Origin of the sequence: Paenibacillus mellifer (assembly GCF_023195895.1) — a bacterium.
GTDB lineage: Bacteria > Bacillota > Bacilli > Paenibacillales > Paenibacillaceae > Fontibacillus > Fontibacillus mellifer.
The window spans coordinates 73,917-94,469 of record NZ_JALPRK010000007.1; the positions used below are offsets into that span (position 1 = coordinate 73,917).

At 44.5% G+C, this 20,553-nt stretch carries 22 protein-coding genes and 1 riboswitch; of the genes, 18 read left to right on the plus strand and 4 right to left on the minus strand.

Annotated features, from left to right (window positions below; all coding sequences use genetic code 11):
• Nucleotides 1-433 precede the first annotated feature (433 nt).
• From M0651_RS09850 to M0651_RS09865, 4 genes are all read left to right on the plus strand, one after another.
• The gene (locus M0651_RS09850; protein WP_036684721.1) at nucleotides 434-763 is read left to right on the plus strand and encodes an ArsR/SmtB family transcription factor; all 330 of its coding nucleotides are present in this window, start codon (nucleotides 434-436) and stop codon (nucleotides 761-763) included.
• Between the two features lie 175 nt (nucleotides 764-938).
• The gene (locus tag M0651_RS09855) at nucleotides 939-2,699 is read left to right on the plus strand and encodes a SulP family inorganic anion transporter (protein WP_169284762.1); all 1,761 of its coding nucleotides are present in this window, start codon (nucleotides 939-941) and stop codon (nucleotides 2,697-2,699) included.
• A 48-nt stretch (nucleotides 2,700-2,747) separates the two neighbouring features.
• Nucleotides 2,748-3,071, plus strand: coding sequence for an ArsR/SmtB family transcription factor (locus M0651_RS09860; RefSeq protein ID WP_169284761.1), 324 nt, complete (start codon nucleotides 2,748-2,750; stop codon nucleotides 3,069-3,071).
• A 30-nt stretch (nucleotides 3,072-3,101) separates the two neighbouring features.
• Nucleotides 3,102-3,317: a hypothetical protein gene (locus M0651_RS09865; protein WP_049868164.1), complete on the plus strand. Its 216-nt coding sequence runs from the start codon at nucleotides 3,102-3,104 to the stop codon at nucleotides 3,315-3,317.
• A gap of 1,302 nt (nucleotides 3,318-4,619) precedes the next feature.
• Here the strand turns inward: M0651_RS09865 and M0651_RS09870 are convergent.
• The 3 genes from M0651_RS09870 to M0651_RS09880 are packed head-to-tail and all read right to left on the minus strand — an operon-like array spanning nucleotide 4,620 to nucleotide 7,892.
• Nucleotides 4,620-5,957, minus strand: a complete 1,338-nt coding sequence (locus M0651_RS09870; protein ID WP_169284760.1) for an MFS transporter — start codon at nucleotides 5,955-5,957, stop codon at nucleotides 4,620-4,622.
• 30 nt (nucleotides 5,958-5,987) lie between these two features.
• A complete protein-coding gene (locus tag M0651_RS09875) occupies nucleotides 5,988-6,407 on the minus strand; it encodes a universal stress protein (RefSeq protein WP_169284759.1) in 420 nt (139 codons plus the stop codon).
• 18 nt (nucleotides 6,408-6,425) lie between these two features.
• Nucleotides 6,426-7,892, minus strand: coding sequence for a SulP family inorganic anion transporter (locus tag M0651_RS09880; RefSeq protein WP_169284758.1), 1,467 nt, complete (start codon nucleotides 7,890-7,892; stop codon nucleotides 6,426-6,428).
• A 169-nt stretch (nucleotides 7,893-8,061) separates the two neighbouring features.
• Between M0651_RS09880 and M0651_RS09885 the strand changes: the two genes are divergently transcribed.
• Nucleotides 8,062-8,604: a recombinase family protein gene (locus M0651_RS09885; RefSeq protein ID WP_049868160.1), complete on the plus strand. Its 543-nt coding sequence runs from the start codon at nucleotides 8,062-8,064 to the stop codon at nucleotides 8,602-8,604.
• Nucleotides 8,605-8,805: 201 nt separating this feature from the next.
• Here M0651_RS09885 and M0651_RS09890 read toward each other — a convergent pair whose 3' ends face one another.
• Nucleotides 8,806-9,345 (minus strand): cupin domain-containing protein, encoded by a 540-nt coding sequence (locus tag M0651_RS09890; RefSeq protein ID WP_084781435.1) that lies wholly within the window; start codon nucleotides 9,343-9,345, stop codon nucleotides 8,806-8,808.
• Nucleotides 9,346-9,839: 494 nt separating this feature from the next.
• Here M0651_RS09890 and merR1 point away from each other — a divergent pair, with 494 nt between their 5' ends.
• From merR1 to M0651_RS09955, 13 genes are all read left to right on the plus strand, one after another.
• Nucleotides 9,840-10,235 (plus strand): mercury resistance transcriptional regulator MerR1, encoded by a 396-nt coding sequence (merR1, locus tag M0651_RS09895; protein ID WP_169284804.1) that lies wholly within the window; start codon nucleotides 9,840-9,842, stop codon nucleotides 10,233-10,235.
• A 24-nt stretch (nucleotides 10,236-10,259) separates the two neighbouring features.
• Nucleotides 10,260-10,712: a putative iron-sulfur cluster-binding metallochaperone gene (locus M0651_RS09900; RefSeq protein ID WP_169284757.1), complete on the plus strand. Its 453-nt coding sequence runs from the start codon at nucleotides 10,260-10,262 to the stop codon at nucleotides 10,710-10,712.
• A 194-nt stretch (nucleotides 10,713-10,906) separates the two neighbouring features.
• On the plus strand, nucleotides 10,907-11,338 hold the full coding sequence (locus M0651_RS09905) for an arsenate reductase ArsC (protein WP_049868159.1): 432 nt from the start codon (nucleotides 10,907-10,909) through the stop codon (nucleotides 11,336-11,338).
• A gap of 14 nt (nucleotides 11,339-11,352) precedes the next feature.
• A complete protein-coding gene (locus M0651_RS09910) occupies nucleotides 11,353-11,676 on the plus strand; it encodes an ArsR/SmtB family transcription factor (protein ID WP_049868158.1) in 324 nt (107 codons plus the stop codon).
• A 17-nt stretch (nucleotides 11,677-11,693) separates the two neighbouring features.
• Entirely contained in the window at nucleotides 11,694-13,106 is a 1,413-nt protein-coding gene (locus M0651_RS09915) for an arsenic transporter (protein WP_169284756.1), read from the plus strand.
• A gap of 29 nt (nucleotides 13,107-13,135) precedes the next feature.
• Nucleotides 13,136-13,561: an arsenate reductase (thioredoxin) gene (gene arsC, locus M0651_RS09920; RefSeq protein WP_169284755.1), complete on the plus strand. Its 426-nt coding sequence runs from the start codon at nucleotides 13,136-13,138 to the stop codon at nucleotides 13,559-13,561.
• A 10-nt stretch (nucleotides 13,562-13,571) separates the two neighbouring features.
• Nucleotides 13,572-14,042, plus strand: a complete 471-nt coding sequence (locus M0651_RS09925; RefSeq protein ID WP_049869721.1) for an ArsI/CadI family heavy metal resistance metalloenzyme — start codon at nucleotides 13,572-13,574, stop codon at nucleotides 14,040-14,042.
• A 3-nt stretch (nucleotides 14,043-14,045) separates the two neighbouring features.
• Nucleotides 14,046-14,489 (plus strand): protein-tyrosine phosphatase family protein, encoded by a 444-nt coding sequence (locus tag M0651_RS09930; RefSeq protein WP_049868156.1) that lies wholly within the window; start codon nucleotides 14,046-14,048, stop codon nucleotides 14,487-14,489.
• 100 nt (nucleotides 14,490-14,589) lie between these two features.
• Nucleotides 14,590-15,039 carry a MarR family winged helix-turn-helix transcriptional regulator gene (locus tag M0651_RS09935; RefSeq protein ID WP_169284754.1) on the plus strand — a complete coding sequence of 150 codons (450 nt, stop codon included), beginning with the start codon at nucleotides 14,590-14,592 and terminating at the stop codon, nucleotides 15,037-15,039.
• A gap of 51 nt (nucleotides 15,040-15,090) precedes the next feature.
• A complete protein-coding gene (locus M0651_RS09940; protein ID WP_248551624.1) occupies nucleotides 15,091-16,146 on the plus strand; it encodes a flavin-containing monooxygenase in 1,056 nt (351 codons plus the stop codon).
• 247 nt (nucleotides 16,147-16,393) lie between these two features.
• Nucleotides 16,394-17,194: an arsenite methyltransferase gene (locus M0651_RS09945; protein WP_169284753.1), complete on the plus strand. Its 801-nt coding sequence runs from the start codon at nucleotides 16,394-16,396 to the stop codon at nucleotides 17,192-17,194.
• 502 nt (nucleotides 17,195-17,696) lie between these two features.
• On the plus strand, nucleotides 17,697-19,088 hold the full coding sequence (ltrA, locus tag M0651_RS09950; protein WP_169284752.1) for a group II intron reverse transcriptase/maturase: 1,392 nt from the start codon (nucleotides 17,697-17,699) through the stop codon (nucleotides 19,086-19,088).
• A 226-nt stretch (nucleotides 19,089-19,314) separates the two neighbouring features.
• Nucleotides 19,315-19,400, plus strand: a riboswitch (cyclic di-GMP riboswitch).
• 85 nt (nucleotides 19,401-19,485) lie between these two features.
• The gene (locus tag M0651_RS09955) at nucleotides 19,486-20,190 is read left to right on the plus strand and encodes a response regulator transcription factor (protein WP_169284751.1); all 705 of its coding nucleotides are present in this window, start codon (nucleotides 19,486-19,488) and stop codon (nucleotides 20,188-20,190) included.
• The last annotated feature ends 363 nt before the right edge of the window (nucleotides 20,191-20,553 follow it).

Genomic DNA, 20,553 nt, shown 5'->3' on the forward strand with positions numbered 1-20,553 from the left:
CCATGCCGTACAACTTGCATTTCGTTTTTGGCATCCAATACCTTTGACAAGATGTCGACACCCTTGACAACAGGAACCTCCATTGGCGATACAAACGTTACAAATGGAATTGGACCCAATCTCATGTAACGCATGAATCCCCATTGTTATGACGGTTTGTCTGCTTACCTGCATGAAAGGTGTAGTCAATTCGTGAGAGGATGACGAATCTTGATGTGATGAGTTATTACTCGTAGAGTCCGGCATTCGTACCCACTCCTTATGTTCTTTTAATCAAATAATCAGATATTTGAATATAATGTGTATTATATAGGAGTTGCAACCAAATCACAATCCATGCTCCGGTATGCCCTTCTTTCCAGAATGTTTTTGGGTGAAGTTGTGTTATGATATTCATATATTCAAAAGTATAGTGATTAAGGAGGCGTTAGCCATGAATCAAAATATCCAACAGTTTAAAGCCGATTTTTTTAAGGCGCTGGCGCATCCCATGCGGATTCGTATCCTGGAGGTTCTGAGTGAAGGAGATAAAAACGTAAATGAGATACAGAGTATTTTAGGATCAGAAGGTTCAGCCGTTTCTCAGCAGTTGGCAGTATTGCGAAATAAAAATGTGGTGACGGGCTTAAAAGATGGTACTTCTGTCATTTATTCGTTACGTGACCCGTTGATTAAAGACCTGCTCGCAGTCACAAAGCAGATCTTCGATAATCATCTCGTTGATGCCATTTCATTACTTGAGGTCATTCGAAATGAATCTTAAACTGAAAAACAAGGGTATCCATGAGCAACATCAAGGATCACCTTGTTTTTTCGTTTTGCAGCCGGAAACATGCGAAGCGACACGAGATTATTACGATTGACATTATTCGATGACAGGAGTAACATTTCATATATATTCAAATAATCAAATATATGAAGAATAGAAGGTAGTTCAGATGAAATGGATGGGAAGATTTGAAGGATACCATGCAGCCGCATTCCGCAAGGATCTCATTTCAGGCCTCATTGTTGGCATTATCGCCATTCCATTAGGGATGGCGTTTGCTATTGCGGCTGGTGTAAAACCGGAATATGGCATTTATACCACCATCGTTGCCGGTATCTGTATTTCCTTGTTCGGAGGTTCTAAATTTCAAATTGGCGGACCGACCGGTGCATTTATTCCGATCCTTTTCGCAATTGTCATGGAATATGGATACGAAAATTTATTGCTTGCGGGATTTTTGGCGGGAATTATTCTCGTTCTCATGGGGCTATTTAAACTCGGTGCATTGATAAAATTTATTCCTCGCCCTGTAACCATCGGATTTACCGCTGGAATTGCCGTCATAATCTTCAGCGGACAAATTGCCAACTTTTTAGGTTTGAGCGGTATCGAGAAGCATGAGAATTTTCTACCAAATATGAAGGAAATTGTAATGCATCTCACAACTACAAATCTCTACAGTGTTATCACAGCGGTGGTTTGCTTGGCTGTCATCCTCCTAACGCCGAAGTTTCTACCGAAGGTCCCTGGTTCCTTGGTAGGGCTCGTCGTATCCACTATAGTGGCGACCGTATTCTTTAAAGGGGAAGTTGCAACGATTGGATCGTCATTTGGAGCTATTCCAAGCACCCTACCCCATTTTCATTTCCCTGATCTAACCTGGGATCGCATTGAAAACTTGATTCGCCCCGCCTTTATTATTGCCATGTTGGGCGGCATCGAATCTTTATTATCGGCGGTTGTTGCCGACGGCATGACCGGCAGTCGTCATAACAGCAATCGTGAGCTGATTGGGCAAGGTGTCGCCAATATGGTAACCCCTCTCTTTGGAGGCATTCCAGCGACAGGAGCCATTGCACGAACAGCAACCAATATCAAAAACGGTGCGGTCTCACCTCTGTCGGGTATTATACATGGCATTGTTGTATTGCTGGTGCTCATTTTGTTTGCACCTTATGCATCGGAGATCCCACTTGCTAGTATGGCACCGATTCTGATGCTGGTTGCTTGGAACATGAGCGAACGAAAAGAATTCGCTCACGTCTTAAAAACCAAAACGAGCGATTCCGTTGTCCTTCTCATTACCTTTTTGCTTACGGTCTTTACAAATTTAACGACTGCCGTTGAAGTCGGATTAATCTTGGCCGTAATTCTGTTTGTGAAACGAATGAGTGATGGCTTACTGGTTTCCAAGGTATTGCCTGACCCAACAGCTAAACATGAAAAAGTGAAAGCCCACATGGTAACCGAAGGCCACGATTGTCCACAAATCGGGATCTATACCATCGAAGGCCCTCTCTTTTTCGGCGCCGCGAACATGTTTGAAAAGTCCATTATGGATACGATTCATCTTAGGCCGAAAGTATTGCTGCTGCGCATGGGAAAAGTACCTTTTATGGATACGACAGGTGAATCGAATCTGTCCAGTTTGGTGAAACATTTCGAGAAGTTTGGCGGGATTATTCTTGTATCCGGAATTCAAGCTCAGCCTTTGGATGTATTGAAGAGAACAGGGTTGTATACGCTGATTGGGGCTGAACATTTTTTTGGACATACCGGTGAGGCACTTAACTTCGCGCTATTGCAACTGGATTTGAATAAATGTCTAGGTTGTAAACATTTCGCTTTCCGTGAATGCGCGGCGTTATCAAACAAGGAGTCTCAAAAAGAAGTAATCACCAGCTTGAAGCCAGATCCATCAAGGACCTAACCTATTCTCACTCGGAGTCGCCCCAAAGACGAAATGAGGTGAATGGGAATGCAACTTGCACTTCAGCAGTACAGAGTAGATGTTTTTAAGGTCATGGCTCATCCGCTGCGATTGCAGATTTTGGAGTTATTATGTGAAGGACCGAAAGGTGTCAATGAGCTTCAAACGCGTTTACAAAGTCAAGGTTCTGCGGTTTCCCAACATTTAGGTATTTTAAAAGCGAAGCATCTCGTAATAGGAATGAAGGTTGGAACTCGCGTCGTCTATTCGGTGCAAGATCCTCTTATATGTGATCTGCTCTTCATGACCAAAAACATGTTTAACAACCAATTAATGAGCGTGATTGACATACTTGATATCAGGACTCATTGAACAGCAAGGGTCAGATCGGAAGTGTATGAAATGAGTCAAATTCATATTCAGCAAAAGGGAGAGGGGTTCTCGATCATTCTTTTGAAGCAAACGACCGGCATTCGTCAAGAATTTGGATACTGTACGGGTTATTGCGAGAGCGTCGTATTTGCTTTGGAAAAGGCGAAACAACTACACATTCCAGAACAAAACATTTTATATCAGGGGAGAAAAATTGGTTTTTTTGCTTATAGAGATCCTCTTTAAGATGAAACAAGGAGCTGCTTGATATGGTTACCCGTTCGTTTCGACTACAGGAGTATATGGAAGTTTCGACCTTGCTTGAAACAACCTTTCGGCTATCTTCTTGGAAAAAACGATAACGGTTTTCGCTAAACAACTTAAGCGAGAGGAGAAGATTATGAACGATTTAAAAAATAAAGTTTTTTGTTTGACTTGTCAGAAGGTCACGTGTATCTCAAAGGCTATTCATGTTCTTTCGACAACAACGGTTTCTGGACAATATCGGAAATCAAAAGGTTGCCATGATTGTCGGGCGGATAATAGAAAAGTGTTCCAACAATCGTATCTTCTATTTAAGCAAACAAGCTTGTGATGTCTTTTTGATCTTCAACTTTATTATTACCTTTATTGCACTGGGAATTATAGTGTATTTATTTATCAAGTCGTAGTCAAACCGATGGTATTAATCTGGAGGTGTCAGTATGTTGCTTGTTTATATCGCGGTTATTGGAGTAGCCGCCTTTATTATATGGATTACCATATGGGCAACTAGTAAAGCGTATTCTAAAAAATGGGATCGACCAGATGAATAGTTAGCTATTCATGTGAAGGATGTAATGTAAGCGGTTGGGTGTGATTGCCTTGTCCAGTAGCATAAGGAGTTCGAATGACTACCCTGAGAAAAGTGGTGGGACGCTGACCTTCGAATCATTTATTCAATATAGAAAGGAGGTCGATTTTGAGCTCCAATGGATTTGGAATTTTGATGGTTAGTGTTGTTTATTTTGGTTTAATCATCTGTTCTTTTGTTATCTTGAAGACAAACAAGACTCATTCTAAGAAGCGAAAAGAAGAGGAACATTCTGATAAATGAAAGTTTTGTATCTATATTAATTATGAACTCCGATCGCGCGATTTACGAATTATGCGTATTGCGTTCACTTAAACAACAGGTAGTTGAGTTTGGTCCGGGTTCCACCGTCCGGGCAACTTTATCTCACGTAAGGAAAGCGCCGATACAATGTTGACACTTGCCCCAGTATGGCACTTATAGGCATAACCCCGTGAATATTTTCTTTAAGTTTCCGAATCTGTTTTTTGGTATTAGAACTTAGAGTTCTATTTTAATTTTACCGGTAAATAATAAGGGGAATAAGCATTAATTGAACACCATTGTTCCGGTTCTGACCATTTTAGGAACCAACGATTACGTTTTACATTAAATACATGTAAACAAAGTGGAAGCCCTTATTTAACAAGGGATTCCACTTTTGGAGTTTGGATAACTGACACTTCGCTGGTACTACCCCTAGAAATAAGAAGGGCTTATATCTTTCCTTCGGGTACAGTGTCCGCGGTACGATCTTTGATAAAAAATGTAGTAAGTAGGGCAATCATACTTCCGATCAATCCGTACAAAAATATGTGATGGATTCCGCTCATAAAATCTTCTGATCTCGTCAGAATTGCCCCCATGATCGTTACGCCTATTGCTGTTCCTATGTTACGAGCAAACATCATAAATGAAGTTGAAATTCCTTTTTCATGCGGTTCAACAAGCTGCTGGGCGCCGATAACGCCTGTTGTCGATAATAAACCGAAAGCGAAACCTTGAATCATCAAAACAAAAAATACATACCAAAATCCATTTCCATCGTGCAAAAAAGCGAGGAAGACTCCGGAAGTAGCGAGCAGAATACTTCCAATAATAAACAGACGGCGATAGCCAAATTTCAAAATCCACTTTCCCGCCGGAACAGATGCAGAAAGCCAACCAAGGGCAGTTCCTAGTAATGCGATGCCACTTTGGAAAACGGAGAGTTTGGTTATGTCCTGTAGAAACAACGGGATATAGCTTGCGGTTCCAAATAAGGCCGCCCAACCAAGGAAACCGTTAATGTTCATCCAGCGAATCGTTTTATCTTTAACAATGGAAAGGGGAACGAGTGGTGATGCTTGCTTTTTTTCAAAGAAGTAAAAGGCGATAATGAATATTGCGCCAACACTGACATAGAGGATTTGATTGCTATCTACGACAGTTGCCAGAAGCAACACACTGACTCCAATCGTAAACAAAAGTGCGCCGATATAATCGATACGTGCTTTTTTGGGAGTATACTCCTCTTTATATGGTAATAAAGTGAGCAACGCTAGAATGCAAATCGGGATATTTATAAAGAAAATCCATCTCCATGTCATATACTCCACGAAAAATGCGCCTAATAGCGGTGCGATGACTGCAGACAGTCCCCACATTGACGTCCCCAAGGCTTGAATTTTTCCGCGCTGTTGAATGGAAAATAGATCGCCTGCAATAATAGCTGGAAAAGGCATCATGAAGCCAGCACCGATACCTTGAATTCCACGGAAAATAACAAGCTGTACCATCGTTTGCGACACACCGCACAGTATAGAACCGATTAAAAATAAAATAATTCCAAAAGCAAAGACTCGTTTCCGGCCGAACAAGTCTGATAATCGGCCTGCAACTGGAGCGAGCACGGTGCTTGCGATCATATAAGAGGCAAACGGCCAAGCAAAAAATTCAAACCCGCCAAGACTCTTTGCTATGATTGGCATTGTTGTATTCATAATCGTGGTATCCATTGATGCTACGAATAGGGCGAGTACAATACTTATCAATATTGTTGTTCTGCTTTTCAATCAAACTCCCTCCCAACATCTTGGGATCAATTATTTTACAACAATAACTGGACACAGTACTCTCTTAACCACTTTATGACTTACGCTGCCCAAGACAAATTCCTGTAAGGCATTTAGCCCGCGGCTTCCAATAATGACCAAGTCCACTTTCTCATTGTTTGCATATTCCACAATAGCTGGACCAGGATCGCCAGTAATAATCTTTGTTTCATGATTGACATTTTTAGCAGAAAGTTGTTCTGCAATAGGAAGCAACTTTTGATGTCGTTTCAACTCTATTTCCTCATGATTTTGAGAATGCAAGACTTCACTTTTAATTTTGGATAAGTCCGCCACAAATAGGATTTCAACGGTGGAATCTGGAATCAAGGATGCAATTTTCGCAGCCTCCTGGGCTGCCCGAATCGAGTTTTTTGACCCATCAGCAGCGAGTAAAATACGTTGATACATATTCATCTCTCCCCTTCATTAGTGTGCTTTTAATTGAGCATTTGCATCTTGGTATACGGCTAACTTATCTATAATTTTTTTGCTAGATGCATTTAGTCCTTTAATTGTGACATGATTATTGTTTTCACGATATTTGATGACTACTTTATCTACTGCGCCTACGCCAGAGTCGTCCCAAATGTGTGCATGAGAGAAATCAATCACAATATTTATATCATCAGCGATATTAAAGTCAAAGGCTTTTATGAAGCCTTCCACAGAGGCAAAGAACAATTGACCCGTTACATCAAATATGATTTCTTTGCTGGTCTGCCGTCTTCTAACCTCTAGTTTTGAAATTTTGGCCACAAAGAAGATAGCGCTAAGAATAACACCGGCTATAACGCCTTTGGAGAGGTCATGAGTCGCCACAACGATAATGACCGTAGTCAACATTACAAGAGCATCCGTCTTTGGAGCTTTACGCAGATACGAAAATGATGTCCAATCAAATGTGCCAATCGATACCATAATCATAATCCCAACCAAAACAGGCATCGGTATTTGTACAACCAATCCGCCTAATACAAGAATCAGAAATATTAAGAACAGACCTGCAACTAACGTGGACAACCTGCCGCGGCCCCCTGATTTGACGTTGATTACAGATTGACCGATCATGGCACATCCAGCCATACCGCCAAAGAAACCTGTAATAATATTTGCGATACCCTGTCCTCTGGATTCTCTGTTCTTGTTGCTTTCTGTTCCTGTCATATCATCAACGATAGAGGATGTAAGCAACGATTCCAGTAATCCGACAATGGCTAAAGCGACAGAGTAAGGAAAGATGATTTGAAGTGTTTCAAAATTAAATGGAATGTCCGGGATAAAGAAAGAAGGCAGGGTTTGAGTGATTCTTCCTAAATCCCCAACCGTTCCTAAATCTAAATGTCCCCAGATGGCAACCGATGTAAGGATGATAATAGCGATTAATGGGGCTGGTATGGCTTTGAAAAAACGAGGCAATACATATACAATAATCAAAGTAATAGCAACAAACACATAAGTCAGAGTTGATATGCCAACAAAATGAGGGACCTGCGCCATAAATATCAGGATTGCGAGTGCGTTAACAAAACCGATCATGACGGCTCTAGGAATAAATTTCATTAGCTTTGCAATCTTGAATAATCCAAAAATAAGTTGTATGATCCCGGTGAGTATAGTGGCGGCTAATAAATATTGTAATCCGTAATCTTTAACTAGAGGTACCATCAGCAAAGCCATCGCGCCAGTAGCGGCGGAAATCATACCTGGACGACCGCCTACAAAGGCTATAATGACTGCGATACAAAAAGAGGCATATAAACCAACCATAGGATCGACACCGGCAATAATGGAAAAGGCAATCGCTTCTGGAATGAGAGCCAAAGCGACAACAATTCCAGCAAGTATGTCGCCCCTTATGTTTGAAAACCACTCTCTTTTTATTCTTTCAACCACGTTTACTTCCACTCCTTATTTATTTTTAGTGTGACTTTTAACTCTCATAAAAGTCAGGTTCCGTATTAGGCTCATTCATTTTATCACCAAAAGGACCAAAATGGAACCTTTTAGGTCCCTTTTTTGTGGTATGCTTTCAAAAGGGCTTCTGCAGTAAGGAGGGCACGTTATGTTAATTGGTTATATGAGACCCTATCAAGATGATTTAAATTGTAAAATCCAAATAGAGACTTTGAAAGAACTGAATTGTGACCAATTCTTCACTGAGGAGCATTCATCCCCTAAAAAAAGAGTAATGTTAATAAAAATGATGAATGAACTTCAACCAGGGGATACAGTTGTTGTTGCAAGGCTATTTTCATTTGCGGATTCTACCCGGCATCTAGCAGAGCTATTAAATCAATTAAATGAAAAAAGGTCATATCTCTATACTGTTGGCGAAGGGATAAATACGAATCAATCATCAGGATACTCATTTCATGACAGCGTAAATTATTTATTGAATTTTCAAAGTGATGTCATTAGTGAGAATACTAAAAAGGGATTGTATGAGGCGAAACAAAAAGGAATGAGTCCTGGCCGTCCGCGAAAGCCTGATGAGAATGTGAAACGAGCCATTCATATGTATCAGAGTCAAAAGTATAGTCTTGCACAGATAAAGGAAGAGACGGGAATTAGTAAAACTACACTATATCGCTATTTGGAGAGTTGATCTAGTCCAATATAGACTGCCTTAGGGGGAGTACCAGCGAAGCTGATACCACCCGGCCTTCTTGGAAATTTATGAGTCATATTCAACAAACTATTTTGTTCCATACTTTTGGACTTCGTGACAGTGACGCTGGTAATACCCCAATTAACCCGGCCTGGGTTCCGGACCGGGACGAAATAAAGTTGGAATAATTGGATTTAACTAACCTTCAGCAGACAGTGCAATTGCTTTTGTTTCATGAACTGTACCATATGGATGCTCAGGAGGCGCATAGATAACGTAAACTTTAAGGGGGGTATTGCCTGTGTTGGTTACATTGTGCCATTTTCCAGCAGGTATCATAATTGCATAGTCATCATAGGCCATTACTTGAAAATCCAATTTGTCCTTCCTATCACCCATTTGAACAAGTCCCTGACCTTCTTCAATACGTATGAATTGATCAGTTGTCGGATGGACTTCTAAACCGATATCATCGCCAACATTAATACTCATCAGAGTCACTTGAAAATGTTTTCCTGTCCATAAAGCGGTACGGTAAGTTTTGTTTTGCTTTGCTGCCTGGTCAATATTCACTACAAGTGGACTTTGTCCATAATCTCTTAATTTCATTTTTCCGTAGGGATTACTATCAGTATTATACCAATTGTAATAGTGAGGATTATAATCCCGATAGTTGTTATTCCAGCTGTTATGCATCGGATTATGCCATTGATAGTGATGGCATGATTTATGGAACATACTCATTCTCCTCTTATGATTCAGTGTTTACTTTTTTATCATATGCAACTGCCTATATAAAGGAGTGCAAAACCTGCAGTAATGGGCAAGAGCCTAAATAATCACAAGACAAATACAAACTATTTACAAATGGTCCTAGATGCCCAACTCCTGGAACTTGACGAACTGTCGTTCCGGTTTTTGATCTTTAGCCGACACACGGCCATATCCCAGCTTCATGTGTACTTTCTCCCCCATATTAGTTCCACCCGCAAAGTCAATGTAATAAAATATAATTGAAAGTGCTTACGTCCTTGAAGCGAAAGGCGAAGCGTATATATGGTAACGCCAACATTTCGGAAATTCTGTACGCTAAGGACTTCCCAAAAAGCGATGTAAAAAAATGTGGGTGCACAAACATTCTCGGTAATGAATTCTTTTTAATTAAAGAGGAAGAATATCTATTTGACCCTGTACTTAAGTACAGGGTTTATACTACGTGTGAGGTGAAGCAAATGCAGTTTCGTATCGGAGAACTTGCTGATAAATGTAACGTTAACAAAGAAACTATCCGGTATTATGAACGAATCGGTTTAATTGCAGAACCTTCTCGTACCGATTCAGGCTACCGAATATATCCAGAACAAACAGCCGATCGTATAACATTTATTAAACGCATGCAGGAATTGGGATTCGTATTAAATGAAATTGACAAATTGTTAGGTGTTGTTGATCGGGATGAAGTAAAGTGCCGCGATATGTATGATTTCACTGTTCAAAAGATAGAGGACATCCAGCGTAAAATTGAAGACCTCCGAAGAATTGAACGGATGTTGGTAGACCTTAAAGAAAGATGCCCCGAAAACAAAGATATTTATGAATGCCCCATTATTAAAACAGTGATGAATTAAAGACTGCACAAGGAGTGATACAAAATGCATAGCTGTTGTCAAACTTCCACTGATAATCCAACAAAATCAATTCAATGCCCTGTTTGTTACCAAAAGGGCAAAACTATTCAATTGATTACGCTCAAGGCATTGCTTCAACCAACCGCGTTAGAAACAATATACCCTGAATTAACTTACACTTTTTGCGCGAATTCATCTTGCGAAGTTGTCTATTTTAGTGATGAGCAGACATTTGGCAAAGATATGCTCAAAGTTTCGGTGTTCCAAAAAGACGCTGCATTGGAAGTACCCGTTTGTTACTGCTTCGGATGGACAAGAGAACGCTTAATACAAGCCGTTCAGGAAAATCAGAATCCAATTGATCATATAAGAGAACAAATTCAAGCTGGTCGCTGTGGGTGTGAGGTTAATAACCCACAAGGAGCCTGCTGTTTGGGCAATGTCACGTCATTCATCCGGAGCCTTGACAAGATCTAATTTCTTGTCAATCTTACGAAATCTATATCGTTTCACCCGGTGAAAATTAATCGAAAACATCGCAGTTCCTTCCCCGGCGGCTGCTTTTTTCTTTTTCAACGTTAATACTGCGATAACAATTGGCATGTAAAATCATATTTGAAATAAGCAAATAATTATATGGCTATTTACAAGGGGTAGGGGAGTGTGGGAGAATGAAACGGGATGTTACGCGGATTTATTTCCTTTGCGGGCAAAATCGGTGCCGAAGTCAGATGGCCGAAGCCTTTGCTAAGTTTTATGGCGGGGATCATGTGGTGGTGGAGAGTGCCGGATTAGAACCATCGAAAGAAGTGCATCCTTACACCGTTGAAGCTATGCGCGAGGTAGGCATCGATCTTTCCCAGCATGTTTGCAAAAAAATCGATATGAAATTTTTTCTAGCGTCGAATGCCATCGTCAAGTTGTGCGAACAAATTGTAGAACGCTGTCCTATCGTACCGTTTAAGATCATGAACGTCGAGTGGAACATCCCCGACCCGTTGGCTGTAGACGGCGGCAACCTGGAAGACGTGAAGAGAGCGCGTGACGAGATTCGGGAGAAAGTAATCGGGTTGTTAAAAGGGATGGACATTCCCGTCGCTTAAAAGGAGTGAAGCAGTTGAGCAAACTAGAAGAAGTAGCGGATGCCTTGAAGCTATTGGGGGACCGGAACAGACTCACTATCGTAGCCTTGTTGCAGGTGAAGGAACTGTGCGTGTGCGAGATCGTGGACATTTTGAAAACGAGCCAGCCCAATATCAGTCAGCATATGCGCAAGCTGCGGGACGGGGGCCTGGTCAAAGAGTCTCGCAGGGGACAGTGGGTTTATTATTCGCTCTGCCTGGAAGACAAGCCTTATATTTTGGATATTCTAAAAGAAATTCCTTCGCAAGCGGCGCTGATTGAGCCTGCCGTTTGCGAAACCAATGATTGCTGTACGTAGTTCAGGAGGAAGCATAAATGGTTTATGTGGCGATTTTCATTTTCTTGGTAACGTTGCTTTTTGTCATTTGGCAACCGAAAGGATTAAATATCGGCTGGTCGGCAAGTGCCGGAGCGATCTTTGCTTTGCTCTTTGGTGTGGTCAGCTTCGCGGACGTCGGCACCGTAACCGGTATCGTGTGGAACGCTACCTTGGCGTTTGTGGCCATTATTTTAATCTCACTGGTGCTGGATGAAATCGGATTTTTTGAGTGGGCTGCATTGCATATGGCGCGGCTGGCCCGCGGAAACGGCCTGCTCATGTTTGTATTTATCATCCTGCTGGGATCGGCGGTTGCCGCCCTGTTTGCCAATGATGGCGGGGCCTTGATTATTACCCCGATTGTACTCGCCATGGTCCGGGCACTTAAGTTTGATGAAAAGATGATCCTGCCGTTTATTATGGCCAGTGGGTTCATTGCGGATACGGCATCTTTACCGCTTGTCGTCAGCAACTTGGTTAACATCGTATCTGCGGATTATTTCAACATCGGTTTTGCGGAATACGCGAGCCGCATGATTGTTCCGAATTTCTTTTCCGTCATTGCGAGCCTCATTGTGTTGTATCTGTATTTCCGGAAGAGTATCCCGAACACTTACAATCTTAAGCAACTGAAAAAGCCGAAGGAAGCCATCAAGGATATGCGGCTGTTTAAGTTATCTTGGGTCATTTTAGCCGCGCTGCTCGTTGCGTATTTCATTAGCGAATTTTTCTCGATCCCTGTATCCATTATTGCCGGGGTTGCAGCGATTGCCTTTTTGTTCGCGGCGAGAAAAAGCCCTGCGATTCATACCTGGAAACTGGTCAAAGGCGCTCCCTGGGCTGTCGTCATCTTCTCTATCGGCATGTATGTGGTCGTTTATGGCTTGCGCAATGCCGGACTTACGGATGCACTAGGCAGCGTCATTCAAGCGGTCGCAGACCAAGGGTTATTTGTGGCTACCGTAGGTATGGGCTTTATTGCAGCCATCCTGTCGTCCATTATGAACAACATGCCCACGGTCATGATCGATGCGCTGGCCATCCAAGGTACGCAAACCGATGGGTTCATTCGTGAGGCGCTGATCTATGCGAATGTGATCGGTTCGGACTTAGGGCCGAAAATTACGCCAATCGGCTCCTTGGCCACGCTGCTTTGGCTGCATGTCCTATCCACGAAAAACGTGAAAATTAGATGGGGCTATTATTTTAAAGTCGGTATCCTGTTAACCATTCCCACGTTGTTCATTACGCTCACCGGTCTTTATGTATGGCTTTATGTTCTCCAGACGCTACAGGTGAATGTATGGTTATGTATCGCGGTGATCGTGATCGTCCTAGTGGTAGTTGCAATGATCATGAAGACTTTTATGAGAAGTAAACAAGCGAAAAGAGTTCATCAAGGCGATTAATGAATTGAAATCAAAGGAGATTGTTCACCATGGAGAAAAAACAGTTAATTTATTTTTTGTGCACCGGAAATTCTTGCAGAAGCCAAATCGCAGACGGGTTTTTAAACGCGCTAGGCAGCGATAAATATGAAGTTAAAAGTGCAGGTCTTGAAGCACACGGACTGAATCCGCGTGCGGTGCAAGTCATGCAAGAAGCTGGCGTAGATATTAGCAAAAACACCTCCGATGTGATCGATCCGGATATTTTGAATCACGCCGATTATGTTATTACCCTGTGCGGCCACGCCGACGAGCATTGCCCTGTGATCTCCAACAAGAATGTAACGAAATGGCATTGGGGTTTTGATGATCCGGCAAAAGCAACCGGAACGGAAGACGAAATTATGAACCAGTTCCGCACCGTTCGCGATTCGATTAAGAGCCGGATTGAACAATTTGTCAAAGAAGGGAAATGAGGTGGCGACGATGATCAAACGAATGCATGTTGCTTTAAACTGCACGGAGCTGAACAAGTCTCTTGAGTTCTATCGCGCTTTTTTTGGAGCCGAACCGAGTAAGGTTAAAGATAACTACGCCAAATTCGAGTTAGAAGAACCGGCGCTTCATTTTTCGCTCAATGTACGTCCCTTCGAACAAAAGGGTGTACTGAACCACTTGGGATTTCAAGTGAATAATACGGAAGAAGTGCTGGCCATGGGGGAGAGGCTTCGTCAAAGCGGACTGCTACTGATTGACGAGATGAATACCACATGCTGCTATGCGGTGCAGGATAAAGTTTGGGTATATGATCCGGACGGCAACGCTTGGGAGATTTTCTACACAAAAGAAGATTCCGAATTCGAATCCGCCGGAGAAGCCAGGGATTTGTCCCTGTGCTGCGCGCCGCCAGCGGCCCCGGTTCCGATTGAGTTTGGATCGTTTAAAAAAGGAGTATAGTCCATGGCGTCTGAAAAAACCTACCATGCTTTGATTCCTGATAAAATTTTTATGGGCGCGGCAGCCGATGTTGAATCGATGGTAAAAAATGAAGGTATCGACGTGATCGTGGATCTGCGCGGCGAAGCGACGGATTGCGCCTATCCAGCGGCGAGTGCGGAATGGATTCAAATTCCGTTAGCAGATCATGCTGCTATGCCGCAAGAAAAAGCCTTCGAGCAAGCGATCCAGGCCGTCATCGAAGCTTATCACCAAAACAAGAAAGTTGCTTTTCATTGTGGCGGTGGAAAGGGACGGACCGGTACGGTAGCCGCTGGCACCTTACTTGCCTTGGGATTAAGCGACACGCTTGACGAAGCCGAGGCCAAGGCGAAGAGCATTCGCAACATCATTGATATTAAACCCTCCCAGAGAGAATCGTTGCACAAATTATATCCCGGCAAATAAGCAATCAGGAGACCACTCAGCCGAGTGGTTTTCTATTGCGATTATTTTATTTGCAATTTGCAAATAAATATTGTATAACTAAGTCATGAGGTGAACCACAGTGGAAAATGTTCGCGAACTATTTCAGATCATGACACGCCGTTTTGGGTTTCTCAATAAAAATTGCTGCTCCGCCGGTGGATGCGATATATCTTTGGTGCAAAGCCATATTCTTTACGAGATCGATCGTCAGCATCAACCGTCCATTCAGCAGGTAGCCGAGGCGTTAGGGACCGATATTACGACCTTTAGCCGACAAGTCCAATCGTTAATTAAAATGAATTTGGTCAAAAAATCGCCCGATCCGGACGACCGCAGGGTGTATGTGCTTTCGCTCACGACAGAAGGGAAGTACGTGGCCACGACGATTGACCAGCAAATGAACGCTTATTTAGCTGAAGTTTTCTCTCACATGAACGATTTTGAAAAAGAAACGGTCATTCGCTCCATTAAGCTTTTGAATGAAGCGATGTCAAAATCCAGCCTTTGCTGTTCCACCCCCATCGGGTGATTTCTTTTCTCTAATACTTGCAAATTGCAAATAAATCGGAGGATGTTGGGTATGAATGAGGTATTGGATACGATTGTCATTGGAGGGGGGCAGGCGGGTCTGGCTTCCGGCTATCATCTTCAGAAGAAAGGACTTCGATTTCTGATTTTGGACGCGGGCGACGAGGCGGGGGGCTCGTGGCCGCGTTATTACGATAGTCTCAAACTGTTCTCTCCAGCACGTTTCTCGTCGATGCCAGGCATGAAGTTCCCCGGCGATCCGAATGGCTATCCCAAGCGTGATGAAGTCATTCGTTATTTACAGGATTATCGGGCAAAATTTCAATTGCCGGTTCGGACCAATCAGCGCGTAGCATCGGTCGAAAGGGATGGAGAAGGGTTTAGGGTCCGTACGATAGCAGGGGATACGTTTCGGGCGCGCACCATCATTAATGCGGCCGGCTCATTTCACAATCCCTATACGCCAGTTTTGCCGGGGCAGGAGGCGTTTCAAGGCCGCACACTTCATTCCTCCGAATACCGGAATCCGGAGCCATTTCGCAATCAACGCGTAGTGGTGGTCGGGCGTGGCAATTCTGCCGTACAGATCGGTGTTGAGCTGGCCGAGGTGAGCAAGACGTCTTTAGCGGTACTCCGGCCGGTCCAATTCATGAAATCGAGGCTGTTGGGTCAGGATGTGCATTTTTGGATCAAACTGATTGGATTTGACACCTTTCCATTTTGGCGGTTCGGGAAAACTGCGCCGAGTTCAAGTGCGGTGAACGATTCGGGCGGGTACAAAGAAAAAGTAGCGGCAGGAAAACCGGATCAACAACCGATGTTTACGTCCTTTTATGAGGAGGGCGTCATTTGGCCGAACGGGACAAAAGAACCGGTGGATACGGTGATCTTTGCGACAGGCTACCGGCCGCATCTTCCCTACCTTCAAGCGATTGGCGCGCTGGATGCGGAAGGGAGGCCGTTACATCAAGCAGGCATAAGCGACGTTCCGGGGCTTTATTATGTGGGGCTGGAAGGGCAGCGTTCCTTTGGTTCTGCTACCTTAAGGGGGGTGGGGCCGGACGCGCAGTTTGTTGTTAAAAAGCTTTTGCATCATCTTAAACACTGAATACTTACATTTTTTGATAAAAGGATGGGACCGACTTGAACCTCAATTGGTTTGCTGCGGAAATACTTATGAAACAACGCCAAGGGGAAATCGAACGATCTGCTAGAGAAGCGTGGAAATGGTCAGACGCTATGCCAAAGCAATCGGCCCGATTCTTTAACCGACGGCCAATCATTCGTGCAACACCAACGGCCTGCTGCGCTGCGAGCTGCTGTTGATTGTATAAAAAAACTAGGAGTGATCTTTCATGAATCAAGTGAGTAATGATCAAATTCGTCAAAACGTTCGGAATCGGTATAAAGAAATCGCCTTACAGGACGTAGGGGCAGGGTCCTGTTGTACGCCAGCGCCAGCCAATGATTGCTGTAGTTCGGCCGCGGATGTTTCCGCTAAAATGGGCTACTCGTCAGAAGAACTGACAGCCGTTCCGGATGGGGCGAACCTGGGCCTCGGCTGTGGCAATCCGCAAGCCATTGCCGCTTTGCAACCGGGAGAAGTCGTGCTGGACCTGGGCAGCGGCGGCGGGTTTGATTGCTTTCTTGCCTCCCGTCAGGTTGGTGCTTCCGGCCGCGTCATTGGTGTAGATATGACACCGGAAATGGTCAGCCGCGCCCGCGAAAATGCCAGTAAAAGCGGATTTACCAATACGGAATTTCGGCTGGGCGAGATCGAGCATCTGCCGGTTCAGGACCATTCGGTTGACGTAATTATTTCAAACTGTGTCATTAATCTGTCCCCATCGAAGCAGCAGGTTTTTGACGAGGCGTTCCGTGTGCTGCGTAACGGCGGCAGACTGGCCATATCGGATGTCGTGGCAACAGCCGATTTTCCGGATGAAATCAAGCAGGATATCGACCGTATCTATTCAGGGTGCATTTCAGGAGCTTCCTCCATCGGTGAACTGGAGGCCATGCTTGCGCAAAGCGGTTTTACCCAAATTGAGATCGAGCCTAACGACGAATCCCGGACGTTCATCAAGGATTGGATTCCTGGCGCAAATGTCGAACAATACCTGGTGTCCGCCGCGATACGTGCCGTCAAGCCTTGAGCCATGACGGGCCGAACTGTTGCAGCTCGAGTTGAGTTGAACATGTTCGGCATAATAATAAGGCGCTGCCGGTAAACTGGCAGCGCCTTCGCCTTGTACGCCCAGCATGGGCGTCATCTCTAGGGTGAAAGTCCCGAATGGGGGCTGGCAAGCGCCTACCATTAGCCAAGGGCAAGGGTGTCCGCCGCGAGGCGGAATCTGAAGGAAGCCGGAGGCAAAAGCACGGCTCGAGGTACACGAATCCAATTTGAGGCGGTTGCAGCCGGATGAGTCACCATACCATGACGAAATCCTAAGCTGCCAAAGGCTGTAGCCGTAAACTTGGGCGAGTACGGGCGGAAAGATGGCGTTCTTATCTGGGGAGGCCTGCGGGATACGCGAAGTAACTTCGTAACCGCGGCTGAAAAGCCGCGCTGAACCCGCAGGAGTCAGCAGAAGCCATAGTACGCGTGTTGTTGCAACAACACACGGAAGGGCTGAACTTAAAGGAGAGAAGAAACCGATGCGTTCGCGCGAAGAGCAACGACAGCAGAATATCCCGCAAGGGAGCTCGCGGCAAAGAGAAACGGTGAAACCGCCAGGGTATGCCGGAGCGCCGAGTTCTTCGTCGGCACAAATCGACCATACTTCTCGCGAAGGACAATACGACTTGCTGGAGCGGATGCTCGAAGAGAGCAATCTTCGAGACGCCTATAAGCGTGTGAAACAAAACGGAGGAGCGCCTGGCATAGACCAAGTGACGGTAGCAGAGCTACAAGCGCACTTGTGGGAACGCTGGGAAACCGTAAAGTGGGAACTCCAAGCGGGTACGTATAGACCGATGCCAGTCAAACGGGTGGAAATCCCCAAACCCGGAGGCGGGGTGCGGCTGTTAGGTATCCCAACCGTGATGGATCGCTTTATTCAGCAAGCCCTCATGCAAGTGATGACGCCGATCTTCGATCTGCAATTCTCGCCGAACAGTTTCGGATTCCGTCCAAGGAAACGAGCACATGACGCAGTGAAACAGGCGCGGACCTACATCCAAGAAGGATGTCGCTGGGTCGTGGACATGGACTTGGAGAAGTTCTTTGACCGCGTAAATCACGACATCCTCATGGCAAGAGTAGCTAGGAAAGTTTCGGACAAGCGAGTCCTGAAGCTTATTCGAGCTTATCTAAACGCGGGAGTCATGGTCGACGGGATGAGGCAAGAGACGCTGGAAGGAACGCCGCAAGGCGGACCGCTCAGCCCGCTCTTAGCAAACATTCTGTTAGACGATTTGGACAAAGAACTGACGGGAAGAGGACTGAAGTTTGTGCGCTATGCGGACGATTGCAACATCTTCGTCGGAAGCAAACGCGCAGGCGAGCGCGTGATGGAATCGGTTGTCCGTTTTGTGGAGGGGAAGCTTAGACTAAAAGTGAATCGGGACAAAAGCGCAGTAGACCGCCCTTGGAAGCGCAAATTCCTTGGATTCAGTTTTCTGACCAACAAAAGCGCGACAATTCGAATCGCACCGAAGAAAGTGGAACAACTGAAAGAGCGCGTAAGAGGGATAACCTCGCGAACGCGGGGTATCTCAATGGAAAGCCGGTTGAAAGAACTAAACCGCTATCTGATGGGATGGATTGGCTACTTCCGCTTGGCATCCGCGAAGATGCACTGCGAACGCCTAGACGAATGGATTCGGCGTAGGTTGCGGATGTGTCTATGGAAACAATGGAAGCTACCCAAAACCCGACTTCGAAATTTACGCGCCTTAGGTGTGCCTGAATGGGCGGCAAGGATGATGGCAAACTCCCGGCGAGGATGCTGGGAGATGTCCCGAAATATAAATAACGCCCTTAACCGTTACTATTGGAACGACCAAGGGCTGTTAAGTCTAACTTCTCGATATCTTGAAATTCGTTAACCTTTAGGAACCGCCGTATGCGGACCCGCATGTACGGTGGTGTGAGAGGTCAGGGGCTTGCCGCCCCTATCTACTCGATTGCTTAGCGTATATTTTCGTTAAAATGTTGGCAAGAAGAGGGTTGCGCTATGTTCGAACATACGTTACTAAGGTGTGACACCAAGCAAACTTTTTGGCATCTATTGAAATATGGTAAAATAAATCAATACAAATATGTCGAATAGACTAGGAAAAAAGGCAAACCTGATCGAAAGACAGGGACGCAAAGCCACGGGTCTTCTGCACTAGTGCAATGATCGCCGGGTTACCCTCTCAAACCACACCAAGATGACAAGTAGGCACGCCAGTGAGAGGGCGTGTCTTTTTGTCATTTGAAAATAAAAAGAGGTGATCGATTATGAACAAACAAACAAGCTTTTCTGTAGAGATAAAAGATATGATCCGTAGGAACAGGAGTATCAAAGTATTACTGGCGGATGGTGACCTAGCTTGGCAACAGCGACTCGCTATGTTGCTTGAATCCGAGCCAGATATTTATTTATCTAACATCGTTTCGACAAAAGAGGAAGCGATTCGAGCGAGTGTACAATTAGACGTAGACGTAATGATCTTGGAAATGATTTTGAATTCGCCCAAACGAGACGGGCTGGACGCCGCAGCCGAGATTCTCAGAAATAAAGAGTTACCGATTATTGTCCTTTCTTCGATACATGATCCGGAAGTCATGGTCGATGCGGTTGTTGCCGGAGCGGTCAATTATATTACAAAGTCCAACTATATGGACATACCGGTTGCGATCAGAGAAGCTCACCGACGTCAGTCCTCTCTCCATGCGGATGTCGCGACGATAATCCGTAATGAGATCGAGCTTATAAAGCGAAAAGAATTGCATTGCATGCTCACACCTACGGAAAAAGAAATTTTGCAGCTCATAGGCTTGGGCTATCGACAGACAATTATCAGAGAATTACTTGGCATTACTTCGAACACCCTAAAATCGCACGTTCGTCATATCACTCGTAAATTCGACACCCGATCCATTCGAGAAGCTGCTGAGAAGGCGAAACGAAGAGGTCTGTATGATCAGCACTATGCTACGTGATTTAATGGGACTGAAATTGAAACAAGCTTTGGGAAAATTCGGGGATTTTCGACAAAATCATCATGGCAGAGGGTGACAAAAAGATCACCCTCCCCATTCGAACTAATAATAGGTAAAATGAAGGGGTGATCTAAGGAAAAATAGGAATATTATCCCTTACCAAAGGAGGTGGAGAGAAAAAAGATGAATGCTGGAGATTGTTGTCGTGAATCGGAGTCTGAAGTAAATCAAAATGGGACAGGCTCTCGTAAAATGAAGAGGATGGTGCCTTTAACTTACGTAATTATGCGGCTGTCCCCAATATAACAATGAAGGGATGATCGTCATGTATCAATTAGAAACGGAGCGTGAATTATGTTTATT